Raw genomic sequence first — 19,833 nt, 5'->3', positions numbered from 1 at the left:
TAAAATTTCTGAAAAATGATAACCGAAGTGCTTACTGCGAATCAATTAAAAAAACAAGCTCCTGTATTTGGACAATTGTCTTTTAACGATCACGAACAAGTTGTTTTTTGTCAAGACAAAGATACAGGATTAAAGGCAATAATTGGGGTGCATAACACAATTTTAGGACCAGCTCTTGGAGGAACTAGAATGTATAATTATCAAACAGAATGGGATGCTCTTAATGATGTATTGAGATTGTCAAGAGGTATGACCTACAAGGCGGCTATTACAGGATTAAATCTTGGAGGAGGAAAGGCTGTGATTATAGGAGATCCAAAAGTAATGAAGACTCCAGCTCTTATGAGACGATTTGGAGAGTTTGTTCATACACTAGGTGGTAAATACTATACGGCAGAAGATGTTGGTATGGAAACATCAGATATGGATACTGTGCGAGAGGTAACACCATATGTAACTGGAATTTCTGAATCAAAAGGAGGAGCAGGAAATCCATCTCCTGTTACTGCTTATGGAGTTTATATGGGAATGAAAGCTTCGGCTAAGTTTTCTTACGGGACTGATAATTTAGAAGGTAAGAAAATACTAGTTCAGGGTATTGGTCATGTAGGAGAAGAGCTTGTACGTTTAACAGCAGAAGAAGGAGCTAATGTAATTATCACGGATATCAATCAAGAAAGACTTGAAGAAGTAAGTGGTAAATATGGAGTAGAAATATATAAAGGAGAAGATTTATATTCTGAAACTGCTGATATTTATGCACCTTGCGCATTAGGAGCAACAATTAATGATGAGACTATTAATAAATTAAAGGTAAAAGTAATTGCTGGAGCAGCAAATAATCAATTGGCTTCAGAAGATATACACGGTCCTTTATTACAAGAAAAGGGAATTGTCTATGCTCCAGATTTTTTGATTAATGCCGGAGGTATAATAAATGTATATGCAGAAATAGAAGGATATGGTAGAGACCAAATCATGAAAAAAACTGAAAATATTTATAATACTACCTTGGATATTTTGAATAAGGCAAAGGCAACAGGTATGACAACAAATGCTGCTGCTGTTAGTATAGCAGATGAAAGAATTGCAGCCAAAAAAAATCAATAGCCGAGAGAATCTAAAATTTACTGTATAAAAAGTGAATTTTAGAATTGGTAGATTAAAAATAATAGTATTTTTGCAGGGCGAAAGTGAGACTCACTTTCGCCCATTTTATTAATGTTCTTTGTAATTTCTTATGTTAACCAGAAGACATATTCGAGTTAAAGTAATGCAGTCCCTCTACGCACTAGAGCAGACGAAAAGTGATAATCTAGATAAAGAAGAAAAATTCCTGCTGTTTAGTATTGATCAGATGTACGATTTGTTTCTTATAAATCTTCAACTTTTGGTAGAAATAAGAAAGCATGCTGTTGATTTTTTAGAAAAGAGTCAAAAAAAATATTTAGCAACTTCAGAAGAAAAGAATCCAAATCAGAAATTTATTAATAACGAAGTTCTTTTGTTATTAGAAAAGAATACAGAGCTTAAGGAAGCTATGGATCACAAGAAAATGAATTGTTGGGATCTAGATGATGAGTACGTTAAAATTCTTTGGAAAGAGATTAGTACAAGTGAGTTGTATTCGGATTATATGGATACTAAAATGAGTTCTTTTAAAGAAGATAAGGATTTTATTTTAGATGTTTTTAAAGAAATTATAGCTCCTAATGATAAGTTATATGAATATATCGAAGATAAGAAGCTTACTTGGATAGATGATTTGCCATTAATTAATACAGGGATTATCAAGATGCTTAGAAAGGTAAAGCAAACTCATGATGAGCATATGTCTTTACCTAGACTCTATAAAGATGCTGATGATAAAAAATTTGCAAAAGATATCTTTAGGAAAACAGCGCTTAACGGAGTAGAATTTGCAAAAGAAATAGAAGGAAAGACTCCAAATTGGGATAAAGACCGAATCGCAGAGTTGGATAAAGCGGTCATTAAAATGGCAATTTGTGAGTTCCAAAAATTTCCGTCAATCCCTGTAAAAGTAACAATTAACGAATATTTAGAGATTGCTAAGGAATATAGTACCCCAAAGAGTAGTATCTTTATCAATGGAATTCTGGATAAAATATCTAAAGAATATCAAGAGAACGGTAAATTAAATAAAGTTGGCCGTGGACTTATGTAGTTCAAAAAAAATAGTATTTTTAACCCTCAATTAATTAAAAACCCAAGTAATGAAAAAAGGAATCTTAATTTTAGCTGGTGTTTTTGCTTTGACATTTATGTCTTGTAAAGATAATGCAGCAGAAAAAGTTAAAGAAGAAAATGTAGCTGATGCTGCAGATCGTGATGCAAAAAACACAGATTTTCCTGTAATGAGCTTTTCTGAAACTGAGCACGATTTTGGAACAATCAATGAAGGTGATGTAGTAGAGCATACATTTACTTTTACTAATACAGGTAAAGCGCCTTTAGTAATTGTAAACGCAAAAGGAAGTTGTGGTTGTACTGTTCCTGAGTGGACAAAAGAACCAGTTGCTCCTGGAGCTACAGGATCAATGTTAGTAAAGTTTAACTCTAACGGTAAGCCAAACGCTCAAAACAAGCAAGTTACTATTACTGCTAATACTGAAGCAGGAAAAGAAATCCTTAAGATTAAGGCAATGGTAACTCCAAAAGCTAAACCAGTAAGCGGAACTCCAGTTAGCGAGTAATATTTATGGAAGGATTTGGAGGACAATTACCTTTTATACTTTTAATATTTGTAGTGATGTACTTTTTTATGATACGCCCACAAATGCAAAAAGCGAAAAAGGAGAAGAAATTTGCTGAAGAGCTTAAAAAAGGAGATCGTGTAGTTACCAAAAGTGGTCTTCACGGAAAAGTCTTTGACTTCAGCGAAAAAAATAATGCAGTTGTTATAGAAACTGGAGCTGGTAAATTAACATTTGATAAATCTGCTATTTCTTTAGAAATGAGCCAGAAATTAAATGCACCACCGGCTGAAAAGAAAAAATAACAAATGCTCTTATTAAAAAAAGCGCCGTATTTAAATACGGCGCTTTTTTGTGTAATATATATAAGTATAGGTTGATTAAGATTTCATAGTGACGATTCGTTGTGGTAGTGGAGCTGCATATCCAGCGGTACCTAAAGCTTCTACAATTCTTTGTCTAGTATCCCAGTATACATCCCAATAGTCATCACAGGTAGAATAAGGTAATGCTAATAATTCTACGCCATTTGCACCTAAATTATTTACTGCTACTCTAGGAGCTGGATTTTCCATTACATTATTATCGCCTTTCATTACATCCATCACAATTTGTTTTGCTTTTTCGATGTCTGTACCATATTGGATTCCAAAAGGCATATCCACCCTTAGATTACCTATGGTTGTTAAATTTGTAATTGTACCGGCAGTGATAGCCCCATTCGGGATAATTTCCGTTTTATTTTGAAAAGTTTCTAAAATCGTAACGAAGACCGAGATTTCTTTTACAAAACCAAGTTTACCTCCCGTTTCGATAAGATCCCCTACTTTAAACGGTCTAAAGACAAGTAGCATTACTCCAGCTGCCATATGACCTAAAGATCCATTAAAAGCACCTCCGATGGCTAAACCTACTGCTGCTAGTAATGCTGCAAATGTAGCTGTTGGTATACCTACAATACCTGCTATAGAAATAAATAATAATACTTTTAATAAGAAATTTACTAAGGTAACTAAGAATGGTTTTAGGGTACTGTCTACTTTGCTTTTATCGAAAGCTTTTTTTATAGCTTTCATGATCATTTTTACAATCCAAAGTCCGATAATTAATGCAACAATTCCTCCAACAATTTTGAGTCCATATTGACCAACTCCTTCTTGTATAGAATTGAAAAAACCGCCTAGAGAGCTCATTATTGCACCTCCTGTTTCTGTAGTCGCAGATACGGCAGTATCTACGACCTTGTCTGTAGTTTGCATGATTTATGTTTTAAAGTGATTAAATAGTTATCACATAAATCTACTACTATAGTGGGTACATTGTTTTTATTCTTAGATAAGAAAAAAATGTAAAATCGTTAAAAGTTATTAAATCTCGATGAATTGCGAATTACCTTTTTGCTGTAAGTTCGGCGATCTTTACAATCACTTCTACAGCTTTAATCATACTTTCTACAGGAACATATTCATATCTTCCATGAAAATTATGTCCACCAGCAAATATATTAGGGCATGGTAATCCCATATAACTTAATTGAGAACCCCAAATTCGTGATTTGATAGGAATTGTTGAAATGTCTTATTGATACCTCCCTACTTTTATAGCTACCTTTAGTGATCTAAAATAAATGGAATGCATAGCAAAACTTCAGTTCCATAATCTCCTGTTTTGATTGTAAACCTTGCTTCTTTATTTAGCAGTTTGGAATATATATCAAGTCTTTCTTTAATTATTTTACTAGATAAAGAATCGTAATTATTATTTAAAGATTTTTTTAACTCGTCATGTTTTTTTATTCCTATTCCATTGTCTTTAACCTTAATCTCAAGAATATTATTGATCTTATTAATTTTGAATGCGATATTAATTAGACCATTTTCAATGGAGGTTAATCCGTGTTCAATTGAATTTTCGATAAAAGGTTGTATAAACATTGGTGGAATGTAGATTTCATTTATGTTTTCTGAACCTTCATCAATGTTTATCTCGTGGTTAAATTTTTTTGAAAAATCAGATTGTAGTTCTAGATAATTAGTTATGAATTTGATTTCATCATTTAAGGAAATGAACTCTTCTCTTGAGTTTTTAAGTGTCAATGCTATTAAATCACCCAATTTGGTAATATATGTTGTAGTTTTTTTGGATTTATTTTCTGCAAGATTACTTACCGTGCTCAGAGAATTAAAAATGAAATGAGGATTTAATTGAAGTCTCAATAGACGTTGTTCTAGGTTGATGATTCTATATTTATTTTTTAGTTTTCTATTGATAAAGAAGAGTAAGCCAAATCCGACGATTAATATAATAAGTATGATAGCTATAATAATAAATAAAGTGCGCTCTTGAATAACTATGTCTTTTTCTTTACTTATTTCGGTAAGACTCTTTATTGATTTATCTTTTTCTTTAGATTCATAAGCAATTGATAGTTCGTTTAGCTTTTCTTCTAAAATTTGCTCATGATATTCTTCTAAAGTTTTAATTTCTTTTACAGTTATGTCTAAGGCTTTCTCGTATTTGTCATTTTTTATATACGCTTCTCTTAGGAATTCTGAAGTCATCGTATTTAATCTTTTGATTTCGATATCTATTTTAGAGAAAGTTGCAGTGCTATCTAATACCTTTGTAAAGGTTTTTATAGCCTCTTTTGTTTCATTTTTTTTAAGTAATAGGTATCCGTTATAAGATGTAATAAATAAATGTGTATGGAAACGTGCATCTTTTTTTAAATTGATGTCATATATACTTTTTGCTTTTTCGAAGTAATATATAGCGGAGTCCTCAAGTTGTTCTTTTCTAAAATAATCACCAATATTTCCATAGGTTCCTGCTATTATCAAAGAATCATTTGTTAATAATCTTTTTTGAAGAGATCTTTTGTAATAGTAGAGAACGGAATCTTTTTGTTGTGTCTCTTTTAGTAATAAGGCTATTCTGTTATAACAAGAAGCAGCGTTTGTTGGAGTTGACATAAAAAGAGAATCTTTTGCGATTTCTAATCTGTATTTAAGAGCTCTTTTTTTGTTTCCCATTTTAATATGATTACTTGCTAACATAGCAAGTATGTATGCATTTGACTTTGGTTGATATTTAGGAAGTTTTTTGGATTCGTCCAGTGCGCGTAGAAGAACGCTTAAAGATTCTTTGTATTTCTTTTGATGATTTAAGGCATAGGAGCGGTATATAAGTATGTTTTTTAGGTGCTTTGCTTCATAATCCGGAACCTCTTGCATTTCATTATATTTTTGGATTCCTAATGCAGAATAGTGTAAAACAGAGTCATCCTGTTGTTCTGCTAAATGGTAATAACTTTTTTTGGTGTAGTAGTAAACCCAGCCAATTAAAGAAGTGTCGGTTTGGAGCATTTTTTTATATTCCTCTTGCTTACCGATTGTGTTGGGTAGAATTTCAAAATTTATGATATCCTCTTGAGAATAAACTTTATCTTGAGCATGAGCTGTGGAGATAATTAAAATTAATAATATGAAAATTATCTTATAATCCATTTTTTTTATTTCTGTCAAATTTCGCATTTTTATAGCTTTTTAAATCTCCTAAAACAATTTAATTTTAATGAATGATCTTTTTATTAATGTCTTGATAATAGAAGATAATCGAGAAATGCAACAATTTATTTCTTCCTTTTTAGAAGAGCATTATAGTACTATTAAAATTAAGGGTTTATCTGATAATATAAAGGACTCAATTAACAAGATAAACATAATAAAACCGGAGTTGGTGTTTTTAGATATTACATTAAAAGATGGTAGTGCATTTGATATATTGGATGCTGTTAGTTTTCAGGATTTTGAAATTATTTTTATCACCGGTCATAAAGAATATATGGAAAAAGCTATAGATTATCATACTTTTAGTTATGTAACTAAACCGGTTGATGTTATGAAATTGCACAAGGTGGTTTCTAGATTTTTGAATTTAGAAAATAGAATTTATTCTAAGCATAGGTATGATTTGTTGAAAAATTTCCTTTTTGAATCAAAATTGTTTCTAAATCTAGGGAATGAACAGGTATCCGTCTTGTTAACTGATATTGTCACCTGTAAGGCGGATGGAAATCATTCAAGATTTCATATGAAGGATAAAAATGTTTATTTGGTAAATAATTCTTTAAAGTACTATGAGGAGTTATTGAGAAATAAAGGCTTTTTTAGAGCTAGTAGATACGTGCTAATAAACATAACTTATATTCATAAGATTGTTCGTAAGGAAACTATAGTTTTAACAAATAAAGAAAAAATAAATGTATCCACTAGAAATAGATCTAGTTTGATGGCATTACTGGAAAATTACAATTAAATAGGATAGTTTGTCCCTTACATTGAAATTCACTGCACTTAAATTTTTGTAGCTTCAATAAAGCTCTTTGTACGATAATTTTGGAATATAATTTTTTAATTCATTATTATATAAAATCAGAAGTTATGTTAAAAAACATTTTAAGTTTAAGCGGTGTAAAAGAATTGAATAAAAATTCACAAAAAAATGTTCAAGGAGGGTTTGGGCCAGTAAGTGGCGGTATTGATTGTTATCCTGATCGACCAAATCGAGCTGACTGTAGAAAATTCATGACAGGTTATGATGGTTGTTATGCTTGGGTGTGCGGTTCAGATAATGAGTATCAATAGTCTCTAAAATTAATTATACCCTGTTTTTTTTAAACAGGGTTTATTTTACCTTTTTGCTGTAAGTTCGGCGATCTTTACAATCACTTCTACAGCTTTAATCATACTTTCTACAGGAACATATTCATATCTTCCATGAAAATTATGTCCACCAGCAAATATATTAGGGCATGGTAATCCCATATAACTTAATTGCGATCCATCTGTTCCTCCACGTATTGGTTTAATAAGAGGAGTAATGCCTAATTCTTTCATAGCTTCTTCTGCAATATCTACGATATGCATTACAGGTTCCACTTTTTCTTTCATGTTATAATACTGATCATTGATCGTTACATCAACTACATCTTTTCCATATTGTTTATTTAGTTCATCTCCCAATTTTGCCATCATCTCTTTTCGAGCTTCAAAATGTTCTTTGTCGTGATCTCTGATGATGTATTGAAGTTTAGTTTCTTCAACTTCTCCATTCATAGAATATAAATGGAAGAAGCCTTCTCGATCACTGGTATGCTCTGGAGTCTCTAATCTTGGCAAAGAATTGATAAAATCTTGTGCGATATACATGCTATTGATCATCTTACCTTTAGCATATCCTGGATGTACGATTTTACCTTTAATAGTTACCACTGCACCTGCTGCATTAAAATTTTCATATTCTAATTCGCCGATTTGGCTACCATCCATAGTGTATGCCCATTCAGCTCCAAATGTTGAGACATCAAATTTATGCGCTCCTCTACCTATTTCTTCATCAGGAGTAAAGCCAACACGTATTGTACCGTGTTTGATTTCTGGATGTTGTACCAGATATTCCATAGCAGAGATGATTTCAGCGATACCTGCCTTATCATCAGCTCCTAATAGTGTAGTTCCGTCTGTGGTAATTAATGTTTGACCTTTGTATAGTTTTAGATCCTCGAAATAATCAGGAGATAATACGATATTTTCTTCTTCGTTAAGAACGATATCTTTTCCGTCATAGGTTTCTATAATTTGAGGATTTACATTTGCTCCTGTAAAATCCGGAGTAGTATCGAAATGCGAAATAAAACCTATGGTAGGTACTTCATGGTCTACATTAGAAGGTAAGGTTGCCATGATATATGCATTTTCATCAATAGTTACTTCTTGTAATCCTATTGATTTTAATTCTTCTACCAATTTATTTGCTAGATCCCATTGTTTCTCAGAACTGGGAGTTGTATCACTATTAGGGTCACTTTCTGTGTCAATAGTTACATAACTAATAAATCGATCAATAATATGTTTTTTCGGAATCATAGCAACATTTTTTTGTCAGAAGATTTCAAAAATACGGTATTATTATAATATGTTGTTTTTAAAAAATAAGAAAACCTTGCCAAGCAAGGTTTTCTACAAAAGAAGCGATAGGATTATTGCTTCTAGGGGTAATTAGTTGTAAATATTAATTCAGAATTTTTAAAATGTCGTGATGTTGTTATTAGGTTGGTATACATAATTGAATGTAAAAAATCTACTTTCGTTAACAAATGCATCAGGACTAGTCGGAGCATCTTTATAATAACTAAGAATTTCTATTTTAGCATACTTTCCTTCTGAAGTACGTATTACTAAGATTTTCCCTGGTAAAGGAGTAATTAAGAATAATGGAGATCCAGAATAGTTGTACCAACCTTCGTCACTTCCAGATGGTATAGCAAGTGCATCTGTTGCATCTTGAACAAATAGACTAGAATCTACAGAAGCGATATCCGACATTGTACCAGTAGCTATGTAAGCTGCTGCATTTCCGGTTCTGCTAGGTTCATCCGTAGTTCCTTGCGAGACGCCTCCGTTAACAATAATTGTCGTTGCTCTAAAAGCAATATCCCAATTATTTTCATCTGTGGTGATCGCTCCTGTGTCTAAATCAAATAGCGTAAAATCACCAGAAATTGGTTGTCCTTGTCCACCTTCTTGAGGTGCTGGTAAATTGCTAGTTGTTTCTGATATAAGATCAGCAAGGGCTTGCGTGTCATCATTATCATCTGAGTTTGAAACAAACCCTTCTGGAGCTGTACATGCAAGTTGTGATGTTGCTGCGTTACCTAATCCGTCTCCATCCGCATCTTCAAAAAAGACAGTTTCTGCACATGAATCATCATCGCTGCTACATGAAGCTATGGTAAGACTAAACGTTAGTAATAAATAAAATCCTCTTTTCATTTTTATAAATATTAAAATTGGTAATTAACTCTTATGTATCCTCTGGTTCCAGGATTACCGGGGATATTGATATTTTGATAATTAAGTACGTTGTCTGCGCCTGCTTGTATTTCAAAACTTTTGAACAATTTCTTACTCGCGGCTATGTTTAAAGTTGCAAATCCATCAACTACTACAGCATCATCATCAAATGCATCGAATGTTCCATTTCCATTGGTATCACCTAACCCATATTTACTTCGGTAGATGGCACGAGCATTTACGTTTAATTTCCATTGTGGGATATCCCAAAACACTTTTAGATTTCCATTATGTCTTGATCTATTAAAAAAACCGTAATGATCTTCTTCTGCAAGTACGATGGATGTTAAGTTTTCGTCTCGTACGAATAGTTCTCCATTTTCTACTTGTTCTTTAATGTCTTTATTAAAGGCATATAGAAGCTGGTAACCACCACTAATTTCTAAGTTGTCAAAAATGTTGTAGGTTGCGCTAAACTCTATTCCTTCTGTGTATATTTCATCAAAATTTTGGTAGCTGAATACATTTTGGCCATTAGTTTTTCTTGCCAGTACGAAGGTGTCTATAAGGTTTCTAAAATCGTTTCTGAAGAAATTAATATCCAGAATGAGTTTTTTGGATTGTCTATAGTTAATTCCAATGTTGTATCCAATAGAACTTTCTGCTTTAAGATCTTTATCAAATGCTTGGATAAGTTCATCTACTCTGGCTTGTCCTTGAGCTGGATTTAAATTTTCTCCCAATGCTAACTGACCTTGATCAAATAAAAGTTGTAATTCTCTTGGTACTGTTTGATAACCTAAAACAGAATAACCTACAGAAGGGTTTGTGAAGTTTAGATATAACTGCCTAAAATCTGGAGCTTTAAATCCATAGCCAGTAGATCCTTTAATCGAGAGTTGATCAGTGATTTTATAGTTAAATGCAAACTTTGGGCTTACTTGGTTATTGTATTCAGAATGGTTGTCGAATCTAGCTCCAATGATAATATTAAGATTTTCTAAAGGATTCATGTCGAATTGCCCATATATATACTGTGAGTTAAAACTAACTTCGTTTTCAAATAAAGTACGATCTAGAAAATCATATTGATAACCAGCACCGGTGGTTATGGTTCCAGTATTTTTAATAATGTTGTTAGCACGTATTTCGCCTCTAAATAATTTTTGATCAAACAAATTATTGAATACGATATCATTAGTTTCAGTATTTCTACTGATATCTTCTGCAATGTAATTTGTGTAGTAAAATTCATAAGTAGTATTAAATTTTTCTGACCATTTTTGATCTAATTTTAATAGAGCATTTAAATCTCTTTCTACTGCTTCTCCTTGCGCATTTACTGTGATTTCTTGTCCATCTTCATTAGTATCCGTAAAAGTAAAGCCAGAATCTTGTAATTGATTAAAGTATCTCCCAGAAGCACTTAGTTTTAATTTTTCGTTCACATCATAATAAAACCTACCATTAACCGTATAGTTTTCAATAGGGTTAACTGTTATCGAACGCTCACTGTTATCTGGATTTAAGGTATATTGATCTCTAGAAAAACGATTTCCGAATAAAGCATATCTTACTTTTCCTTTCTTTTGCTGAAATGATAAGTTCATATCTTGGGCGGTAAATGATCCAATACGATAAGAAGCCTGTCCTTTAAGTTTTTCGTTTTTTGGTTTTTCTGTGATGATGTTAATAACACCTGCTAACGCTTCGGATCCATAAAGACTGCTTGTAGGCCCCTTTACAACTTCAATTTGTTTGATATTACCTACTGTAAGTCGACTAAGATCAAAGTTTCCTGAACTTCTTCCTACTAAAGGAACACCATCCATTAAAATTAAAGTGTAATCGGAATCTATTCCTTGTATCTGGATACCTTCAAAACCGCTTTCATCGGTAGCAAGAATAAGCCCTGTTTGTTCTGCTAAAATGTCATCAATTCTAACACTTCCTGATTGTTTTATAGTATTTCCGGAGATTAAAGTAACCGGAAGCGGAATAGAGGATAATTGTCTTTCTGTTCTTGTTGCAGTAAGAATGACTTCTTCTAATTTTTCAGTTTTTAAAGAATCACTTTCCCTATGAGGAATATTTGTTTGACTATAGATAGTACTACTTAATAATAATATAAAAACAATGAATTTGTTCATTAATTTAGATTAATTAAAAATAATGATTAATTTTGGCAAATATATAATCTTATTTTAATTCAGTCTAAATAAGAGTAGTTAAATTTTTATATCTTAAATTTTTTAATAATTATTAAAATGAAAATCAGTCAATTAGCAATTGTTTCGTCACTATTTATGTCAAGTTTAGTTATGGGGCAAACAGACAAAAAAGAAAATGATCTTACCGCTATAAAGTCAATGTGCGGTTGCTATGAAGTCACTTTTAACTTTGCAGAGACATTTAATTACACGAATGATTCTTTATACAAGCCTTCTAAAAATAAAATATCAAAAGGATTAGAATGGGCACAATTAATTGTTGATGAAGATGATAAAATATCGATTCAGCATATTTTACAAGTTGGTAATCCTGCTGATCCACATATTGTAAAACATTGGAGACAAGATTGGGAATACGAAAATCTAAATTTTTATCTCTATGATGGGGATAATAATTGGAAATATGTGCAAAAACCAAAAAGCGAAGTATCTGGACAATGGTCACAAAAGGTTTTTCAAGTAGATGATAGCCCTCGTTATGAAGGTTCAGCTAGTTGGGTTCATGTTGATGGAAAAAGCTTTTGGGAAAACACAACACCCGCACCATTACCAAGGAGAGAGTATACTACTAGAAGTGATTATAATGTTACCATTAGAGGAAACCGCCATGAAATCACAAAAACAGGATGGGTCCATGATCAGGACAATGATAAAATCATAAGAGAAAAGGGTAAAGAAGATGTGATTATTGCAAAAGAAAAAGGGTATAATGTATATAAGCGTGTGGATAATAAACGTTGTGAAGTTGCTGCTAATTGGTGGAAAGAGCATGGTGATAAGTGGGAGATGGTGCGTGGTAAATGGGATGAAATTTTTGCTAGAAATAAAGACCTGTCATTAGAGCAGAAAGTAGAAAATAAAGCACTATATAAACATCTTTTTACAGAAGATTATACAGTCGAAGCAGACATTAATTCTATCATAGAATCATTTGTAAAAAAACCATAATATGAAAAACATACATAATATATGGTTGGTTACTATTTTTGTGCTGATCTGTTCGAAAATACAAGCACAAGAAAATGTTTTTTTAGACAGAACATACTGGAAGTCTAATCCTGGTATCGAACAAATAGATAAGGATATAGCTGCAGGCAATGATCCAACAGCATTAAATAGGTTTGCTTTTGATGCTATTTCATACGCACTTTTAGAAAAAGTGAGGAATTCTACTATAGAATATCTATTGACCAAGAAAGGGAATGATGTTAATAAGAAAACTCACGATGGTAGAACCTATATTTTTTGGGCAATTTATCGGGATAATCTTGAAATGATGCAGTTCCTACTCGAAAAAGGAGCGAGAACAGATATTATTGATAGTCACGGATACTCATTATTAAATTTTGCAGCGGTTACCGGTCAAAAAAACACAAAACTATATGATTTTTGTATAAAAAATGGTGCTAATCCGATGACAGAAAAAAATAACGATGGTGCCAATCCATTATTACTTGTAGCACCATTTCTGGAAGATGAAACTTTGATCACATATTTCGTTGATAAAGGCATTGATATACACAGTCAGGATGATAATGGTAATGGTATTTTCAATTATGCTGCAAAAAAGGGTAATACGAAGATTTTAGAGTTGCTTATTAAAAAGGGTGTGGCTTATAAAACTTTGAATACTAAAGGAGGAAATGCTTTTATATTTGCCAGTCAAGGTACTCGGAATAGTGCCAATAATTTAGAGCTTTATCAATACTTAGAAAATGTAGGTATTCGCCCAGGTGTAGTAACAACTGATGGAGTAAATTCGTTGCATGCATTAGCTTTTAAGAATAAGGAACAAGATATATTCAATTATTTTATAAAAAAAGGGGTAGATATTAATCAAGCAAATGGTAAAGGTGATACTCCTTTTTCAAATGCCGTTTCTAGAAATGATTTAAAGGCGATTAAATATTTGATTAAATACGTAAAAGATATTGATCAGTCTAATAAAATTGGTGTAACGCCATTGATGAAAGCCGTTGGAAGAAATAATATTGACGTCGTTAATTTATTACTAAATAATGGAGCAAATCCATTGCTAAAGGATACAGAAGGGAATTCACTAGCATATTATGCTTTGGAGTCATACGATAAAAAAACTTCAGAAGAGTTCGATCAAAAAATTACTTTACTATTAGAAAAAGGAGTTGATTTTACAGAACATCAAGCAGAAGGAGAAACATTATGGCATTTGGCAGTAAAAGAAAATGATGTAGCTCTTTTAGAAAAAATTGAGAAATTAAATATTCCATTAAATAGTAAAAACGATGAAGGTAACACAGCACTACATTTGGCTGCAATGAAGGCAAAGAGTATTGATGTGTTAAAATTTCTTTTAGAGAAAGGAGCTGATAAAAACATGCAAACGAGTTTTAATGAAACCGTTTTTGATTTAGCATCTGAAAACGAATTATTACAAAAACAAAACATTGAGTTAGATTTTCTGCAAGAGTAGATTGTTGGAAATAAAATATTTGAATAAATGAAAACACTTTTAAAAATAGTATTCTTAACAGCATTAGCTGTTTTTACTTTGGTCTCTTTTACTAATGAAACGAAGACTCAGAATCTTAAGTGTATGATTCAGATGGTTAATTATACAGGAGAAGCTGCCTATGTGGTAATTTCACTTATGAAACCAGATGGGGAGTATGATCAGACTTTATATGTGCAAGGAAAAGATAGTGAGTGGTATAGTGATATTACAGAGTGGTGGAAATTCTATGGAAAAAGGAGGCCAGATATAGATGCGATTTCTGGTGCTACCATAGCTGGAGGAGAAAGAACTATAAGTATTATTAAAATACCTAAGGATAAAATTGATGCTGGATATAAAATTCGTTTTGAAACTGCGGTAGAAGATCAAGAATATTATAAGGATGATGTTGAGTTTGAATTAACTACTGAAACGATTAAGTCTAAAGTGGCAGGGAAGGGTTTTATTAGATATATAAGAATGCTTCCTCAATAATATATAGAATATAATGACTATTTCGTTGTGGAGATATAGCCATCTTCTTTTGGCTATATCTTCTGCTATTTTTTTATTTATTGCTTCAGTAACGGGAGTAATTCTTGCCTTAGAACCAATATCTGATATTGCAAAACCATATGTAGTAGATAACATTAAAGAGGTAACGATTTCTGAAACTATTAAGGCATTACGGGAAGAGTATGATGATATTATTGCAATTACCGTAGATGAAACAAATTTTGTAATTGCTTCTGTAGTAACGAAAGAGGGAAATGACGAAAGAATTTATATAAACCCAAGAACAGGAGAGAAGTTAGGTGTACCAAAACGTAAATCCGGAGTTTTTAAGTTTGCTACTAATCTCCATCGATCTTTATTCCTCAAAAGTTTCGGGCGTTTTTTTGTTGGTTTTATTTCTTTATTGTTAGTTGTGATTGTGATTACGGGTATTGTTCTTATTGCTAAGAGACAAGGAGGCGTTTTACAACTTTTTTCAAAGGTTAATAAAGAATATGCAAATCAATTTTATCATGTTGTTTTAGGTCGGTGGTTTTTTGTGCCAATTCTTATTGTAGCATTGACTGGTGTATATTTATCTATTGAAAAGTTTTCTCTACTCCCGAAATATACATCCACCCACCAAATTAATTTTCAAGGAGATCAGAAAACTGATGTAATTGCTATTACAGATTTTCCAGTTTTTAAAAAAATATCTCTTGCCGAAGTTAAGAACATAGAATTTCCATTTTCTGATGATATAGAGGATTACTTTAGATTAGAATTGATTAATAAAGAACTTATTGTAAATCAATTTAATGGCAATGTGCTTAGTGAGCAAGAATACCCGTTTGTGAAATTAACAACATATTACGCACTTATCTTACATACAGGTAAAGGTAATGTTTTATGGTCTTTTGTCTTATTGATTACTTGTGTAGTCATTTTGTTTTTTATGTATTCAGGTTTTTATATGACTATTAAACGTCGTAACGGGAGTAAACTGATATGTAATAAAGGGAATAAGGATACAAGCGATTATATAATTTTAGTAGGATCAGAAAATGGCTCTACGTATACGTTTGCTAATTATCTAAGAAAAGCACTATTTTCAGTAGGTAAAACAGTTTTTGTAGAAGAACTTAATTCATATACAACATATCAAAGAGCGCAACACATAATTGTTATTACTGCTACTTATGGCGAAGGAGAAGCTCCTACAAATGCTAAAAAATTTAATCAGTTGTTCAATAGTATAGAACCTATTAATGAGCTTCGATTTTCTGTAGTAGGTTTTGGATCTTTAGCATATCCTGAATTTTGCAAATTTGCAGAAGATGTAGATGAATTGTTTAGAGAGCATTCTAAATTTACTGCTAGCTTACCGATAGAAAAAATAAATAACAAATCAACAGATAATTTTCAGTATTGGATTCAAAAATGGAGTGTATCTGAAGGGCTTGCATTAGAGATTGAAGTTTTTAAAGATTTTGTTGATAAAGAATATGATGCTTTTGAAGTCATCGATAGAACACCATTGAATATTGATGATACATTTTTACTTCGGTTACAATCAAAAGATTCTTCTATTGATTTTAGATCCGGAGATTTATTAGCTATTCGCTCAGATCAAAATACAGTAGAACGACTTTATTCAATAGGAAAAGTAGATGGAGGTATTGTATTAAGTGTTAAAAAGCATGATTTAGGTCTTTGTTCCTCATATTTAAGCCAATTAAATAAGGGAGATATCTTAAAAGGTAGAATTAAACGTAATGAAAAATTTTATTTACCTACGAATACAAAGAATGCAGTTTTAATAGCAAATGGTACAGGTATAGCTCCTTTTTTAGGAATGATTGCGGGTGAGAATAAATATGCTAAAACTCATTTGTTTTGGGGTGGAAGAACTCGAGAATCTAAAGAGATATATGAAGATTATCTAAAACGAGGTAAATTAACAAAGCAATTGTACGCTTTTCAAGGGGTTTATTCTAGAGAAGATAATAATGAATATGTTCAAAATGTTATACAGAGAGAGTACAGTGTGATAGTGGATGTTCTTCAGAAAGATGGTTTGATCATGATATGCGGGTCTGTTAATATGCAAGATGAAGTTCTTGAAGTTTTGGAAAGTATAACTGAAAATAAATTAAACACTCCATTAAGTACCTTTCAAAAAAATAAACAGATCAGAATGGATTGTTATTGAATCTAATGAATATTATAAAAATTAAATATTTGTATGGTAAAATTTTTGTAACACGTATTTTTGCAAACCAAAAGAAGCTGTTACATGTATAAATCCCTAGTTCGACCAATATTATTTAAATATGATCCAGAAGGTGTACATCACTTTACCTTCAAAATGATTAGAACGCTATCAAAGTTTCCTTTTGTATCAGGTATTTTTAGAAGTTTATATCAAGTCAAAAACTCCAAATTAGAAAGAGAAGTTTTTGGATTGAAATTTAAAAACCCTGTTGGATTAGCAGCTGGATTTGATAAAAACGCAGTATTGTATAACGAGTTAGCTAATTTTGGGTTTGGTTTTATTGAAATCGGAACGGTTACTCCGAAAGCTCAGGAAGGTAATCCTAAAAAACGGTTATTTCGATTAAAAGAAGATTCTGGGATCATTAATAGAATGGGATTTAATAATGAAGGATTAGAATCAGCGATTACTCAATTAAAAAAGAATAAAGGTAAACTCATAATAGGTGGTAATATTGGAAAGAACACAGATACAGCTCCCGAGGATTATACGAGAGATTACTTAGCTTGTTTTAATGCATTACACCCATATGTTGATTATTTTGTACTAAATGTTAGTTGTCCTAATGTTGGGAGTCATGCAAAACTTAATGACAAAGAATATTTAGAAGAGTTAATTAGAACTGTTCAAAAAGCAAATCTTACATTTTCGGCACAAAAACCAATTGTACTAAAAATAGCTCCCGATTTAAACAACACTCAATTAGATGAAATAATAGAACTAGTTAAGATAACAAAATTGGATGGTGTAATTGCTAGTAATACTTCTGTTAATAGAGAAGGATTACAGACTTCTAAGAAAAGATTAGAAGATATTGGTAATGGAGGATTAAGTGGGCTACCAATCAAGAGCAGAAGTACAAAAGTGATAAAATATTTATCAGAAAAAAGTAACCAAGCTTTTCCTATAATTGGAGTAGGAGGTATTCATACAGCTGCGGATGCAATTGAAAAATTAGAAGCAGGAGCAAGCCTAGTTCAGATTTATACTGGTTTTATCTATGAAGGGCCAAAATTGATAAAAAATATCAATAAAATGGTTGTTCAAAAAGGATTGTAAACTATCTCAGAATTATTTTTTGAGTTTCTGTTGTTCCTGAATTAGTATGAAGTCGCACTAGATAAATTCCAGCGTTTAGATTACTTAAGTTTAGATTAATATTACTATTACTCTGTTTAAAATTGTAACGTCTAACTTGTTTACCTAAAACATTATAAATTTCAATTTCTTTTAAGGTTGATGCATGGTTAGTCTGAATAGAGATATTACCATCACTAGGATTTGGCGAAATAGTGATGTCATCTTTTTGTGTGTTAAAATCTTGTACGTTAAGTTGTTTTTGGGTAAAAACTATAGTGCCTATCTTATCGGAATTAAACGGTGAATTTGATGGAGAAAGCATAGAAATAGCTTCGTGCGGGTTAGTAGCATTATTGTTAAGGCTATATCCAGTTCCTTCTTCAGTTCCGGCATCATATGGGAAAAGATCTATAGAAATCTCTGGAATCCATTGCCCTCCATTATCTATCAGAGATATGCTGTTTACAGCAATCATCCAGTCAGGACTAGGAGCAATCATAGAGGCAAGACTAACTAGCGGATAATCAGAACTAACAGTAAGATCATTAATTTTAATTGTTTGATTAGAAGAAGTAGGGAATAAATTCGGGCCTTCTATAAATTGGTCTGCATTATTTGCGGCAATTGCGGTGTTCACTTCGTTAGAGAAGTCACCGAAAAGACCTAATTCTGCAACGTCTTCAATTCCGGGAGTGGCTAAACCACCCATTTCTAAGAAAACAATGTTGTTATTATGTGTAGCACCTACTAATTCTGTAAAATGTGCGTTACCGGGTAAAGTTCCGTGAGATGCCCAATTACTTGTAAAAACAATATCATATGTGGCAGTAGTTTGGCTATATGTTGTAAATACTAAGAGTAATATAATAGAGTTTAGTATACGTTTCTTCATTTGTGAGTTTGTTGGTTATTTTGATTTGTGTTATATATTCTAAACAGTTGATTACTAAATAACCCTAATTTTTAATTATGATTTATTAGGAACTAATTTAAAACGATATGCATATTTTTGAAGCATTTGTCAATGAAATGTAATCTCATAAAAATTAAGAATGAATTTTGACATCTTGTATACGTTTATAATTGCCACATTGGCCTTATCAATCTCTCCAGGACCTGATAATATTTATGTGTTGATGCAAAGTATTGTTAATGGAAAAAAATACGGTCTTGCTACTGTCGCAGGTTTGATGTCCGGATGTTTGGTTCACACAACATTGGTTGCCTTTGGTGTTTCTGTTATAATTAAACAAAGTGAGATATTGTTTTTTGGGATTAAACTAATGGGGGCTTTGTATTTATTCTTTTTAGCTTATAAAGTATGGAGAAGTAAAGGATCTATTCAGCTTTCTGAGGATTCGGTTGAGAAAAAGAGTGTTGGGCAATTGTTTAAGCAAGGTTTTATAATGAATGTACTGAATCCTAAAGTGTCTATATTCTTTTTAGCCTTTTTTCCTGGGTTTTTATTTAGTCAAGAGTTAAGTAATGTAACGCAGTTTTATGTTTTAGGTTTTTTGTTTATCGTAGTGTCTTTTTTTGTTTTTGGAGGGATAGCAATTATGGCTGGTTATATTTCGGATTTTGTTAAAAGTAATTCAAGGGTTGGAGAGTTCTTAAAATGGATGCAGATAATTGTCTTTATTGGAATAGGAATTTTTATCCTGTTTTCTGAAAAATAATCATATTTTTATACTCTTAATTGAATTTCTTT

The 19,833-nt window shown here is 31.8% G+C and carries 18 protein-coding genes and 1 pseudogene; 12 read left to right on the top strand and 7 right to left on the bottom strand.

Going from position 1 to position 19,833, the window contains the following annotated elements; translation table 11 throughout:
* Positions 1–15: 15 nt before the first annotated feature.
* From J8L88_RS22520 to yajC, 4 genes are all read left to right on the top strand, one after another.
* The gene (locus J8L88_RS22520) at positions 16–1,110 is read left to right on the top strand and encodes a Glu/Leu/Phe/Val dehydrogenase (RefSeq protein ID WP_118389696.1); all 1,095 of its coding nucleotides are present in this window, start codon (positions 16–18) and stop codon (positions 1,108–1,110) included.
* 163 nt (positions 1,111–1,273) lie between these two features.
* On the top strand, positions 1,274–2,185 hold the full coding sequence (nusB, locus tag J8L88_RS22515; protein WP_118389698.1) for a transcription antitermination factor NusB: 912 nt from the start codon (positions 1,274–1,276) through the stop codon (positions 2,183–2,185).
* Between the two features lie 49 nt (positions 2,186–2,234).
* Positions 2,235–2,714, top strand: a complete 480-nt coding sequence (locus J8L88_RS22510) for a DUF1573 domain-containing protein (protein WP_027392290.1) — start codon at positions 2,235–2,237, stop codon at positions 2,712–2,714.
* Between the two features lie 5 nt (positions 2,715–2,719).
* Complete coding sequence (gene yajC, locus J8L88_RS22505) at positions 2,720–3,019, top strand: preprotein translocase subunit YajC (RefSeq protein ID WP_027392289.1); 300 nt, start codon at positions 2,720–2,722, stop codon at positions 3,017–3,019.
* Positions 3,020–3,094: 75 nt separating this feature from the next.
* On the opposite strand, the gene J8L88_RS22500 is transcribed toward yajC, so the two are convergent.
* The 3 genes and pseudogenes from J8L88_RS22500 to J8L88_RS22490 form a co-directional block, all read right to left on the bottom strand.
* On the bottom strand, positions 3,095–3,973 hold the full coding sequence (locus tag J8L88_RS22500) for a mechanosensitive ion channel family protein (protein WP_051336021.1): 879 nt from the start codon (positions 3,971–3,973) through the stop codon (positions 3,095–3,097).
* 130 nt (positions 3,974–4,103) lie between these two features.
* Positions 4,104–4,256, bottom strand: a pseudogene (locus J8L88_RS22495) (peptidase T); the annotation flags it as partial.
* Positions 4,257–4,324: 68 nt separating this feature from the next.
* Positions 4,325–6,247: a histidine kinase gene (locus J8L88_RS22490; protein ID WP_211061933.1), complete on the bottom strand. Its 1,923-nt coding sequence runs from the start codon at positions 6,245–6,247 to the stop codon at positions 4,325–4,327.
* 40 nt (positions 6,248–6,287) lie between these two features.
* Here J8L88_RS22490 and J8L88_RS22485 point away from each other — a divergent pair, with 40 nt between their 5' ends.
* Both J8L88_RS22485 and J8L88_RS22480 read left to right on the top strand, forming a co-directional pair.
* Positions 6,288–7,031, top strand: coding sequence for a LytTR family DNA-binding domain-containing protein (locus tag J8L88_RS22485; protein WP_211061932.1), 744 nt, complete (start codon positions 6,288–6,290; stop codon positions 7,029–7,031).
* 164 nt (positions 7,032–7,195) lie between these two features.
* Positions 7,196–7,360, top strand: coding sequence for a hypothetical protein (locus tag J8L88_RS22480; protein WP_211061930.1), 165 nt, complete (start codon positions 7,196–7,198; stop codon positions 7,358–7,360).
* Between the two features lie 45 nt (positions 7,361–7,405).
* Here the strand turns inward: J8L88_RS22480 and pepT are convergent, their stop codons facing one another.
* From pepT to J8L88_RS22465, 3 genes are all read right to left on the bottom strand, one after another.
* Positions 7,406–8,641 carry a peptidase T gene (gene pepT / locus J8L88_RS22475; protein WP_211061928.1) on the bottom strand — a complete coding sequence of 412 codons (1,236 nt, stop codon included), beginning with the start codon at positions 8,639–8,641 and terminating at the stop codon, positions 7,406–7,408.
* A gap of 159 nt (positions 8,642–8,800) precedes the next feature.
* Positions 8,801–9,547, bottom strand: coding sequence for an HmuY family protein (locus J8L88_RS22470; RefSeq protein ID WP_027392286.1), 747 nt, complete (start codon positions 9,545–9,547; stop codon positions 8,801–8,803).
* A gap of 11 nt (positions 9,548–9,558) precedes the next feature.
* A complete protein-coding gene (locus J8L88_RS22465; protein WP_211061926.1) occupies positions 9,559–11,718 on the bottom strand; it encodes a TonB-dependent siderophore receptor in 2,160 nt (719 codons plus the stop codon).
* 117 nt (positions 11,719–11,835) lie between these two features.
* Between J8L88_RS22465 and J8L88_RS22460 the strand changes: the two genes are divergently transcribed.
* The 5 genes from J8L88_RS22460 to J8L88_RS22440 all read left to right on the top strand — a co-directional run bounded on the left by J8L88_RS22460 (position 11,836) and on the right by J8L88_RS22440 (position 18,101).
* Complete coding sequence (locus J8L88_RS22460) at positions 11,836–12,747, top strand: DUF6607 family protein (protein WP_211061924.1); 912 nt, start codon at positions 11,836–11,838, stop codon at positions 12,745–12,747.
* A 1-nt stretch (position 12,748) separates the two neighbouring features.
* Positions 12,749–14,251, top strand: coding sequence for an ankyrin repeat domain-containing protein (locus tag J8L88_RS22455; RefSeq protein WP_211061922.1), 1,503 nt, complete (start codon positions 12,749–12,751; stop codon positions 14,249–14,251).
* A gap of 27 nt (positions 14,252–14,278) precedes the next feature.
* On the top strand, positions 14,279–14,767 hold the full coding sequence (locus J8L88_RS22450) for a DUF2271 domain-containing protein (RefSeq protein ID WP_027392282.1): 489 nt from the start codon (positions 14,279–14,281) through the stop codon (positions 14,765–14,767).
* A 13-nt stretch (positions 14,768–14,780) separates the two neighbouring features.
* The gene (locus J8L88_RS22445; protein WP_211061920.1) at positions 14,781–16,979 is read left to right on the top strand and encodes a PepSY domain-containing protein; all 2,199 of its coding nucleotides are present in this window, start codon (positions 14,781–14,783) and stop codon (positions 16,977–16,979) included.
* 84 nt (positions 16,980–17,063) lie between these two features.
* Positions 17,064–18,101 carry a quinone-dependent dihydroorotate dehydrogenase gene (locus J8L88_RS22440; protein ID WP_118389710.1) on the top strand — a complete coding sequence of 346 codons (1,038 nt, stop codon included), beginning with the start codon at positions 17,064–17,066 and terminating at the stop codon, positions 18,099–18,101.
* Position 18,102: 1 nt separating this feature from the next.
* On the opposite strand, the gene J8L88_RS22435 is transcribed toward J8L88_RS22440, so the two are convergent.
* A complete protein-coding gene (locus tag J8L88_RS22435) occupies positions 18,103–19,014 on the bottom strand; it encodes a spondin domain-containing protein (RefSeq protein ID WP_118389712.1) in 912 nt (303 codons plus the stop codon).
* 160 nt (positions 19,015–19,174) lie between these two features.
* On the opposite strand from J8L88_RS22435, the gene J8L88_RS22430 reads away from it, so the two are divergent.
* Complete coding sequence (locus J8L88_RS22430) at positions 19,175–19,801, top strand: LysE family translocator (RefSeq protein WP_027392278.1); 627 nt, start codon at positions 19,175–19,177, stop codon at positions 19,799–19,801.
* The last annotated feature ends 32 nt before the right edge of the window (positions 19,802–19,833 follow it).

The sequence above is a fragment of the Aquimarina sp. MMG015 genome, assembly GCF_018100855.1.
GTDB classification, from domain to species: domain Bacteria; phylum Bacteroidota; class Bacteroidia; order Flavobacteriales; family Flavobacteriaceae; genus Aquimarina; species Aquimarina latercula.
Note: the sequence above shows the minus strand (reverse complement) of the source record. Positions and strands in the feature narration are given on the sequence as shown.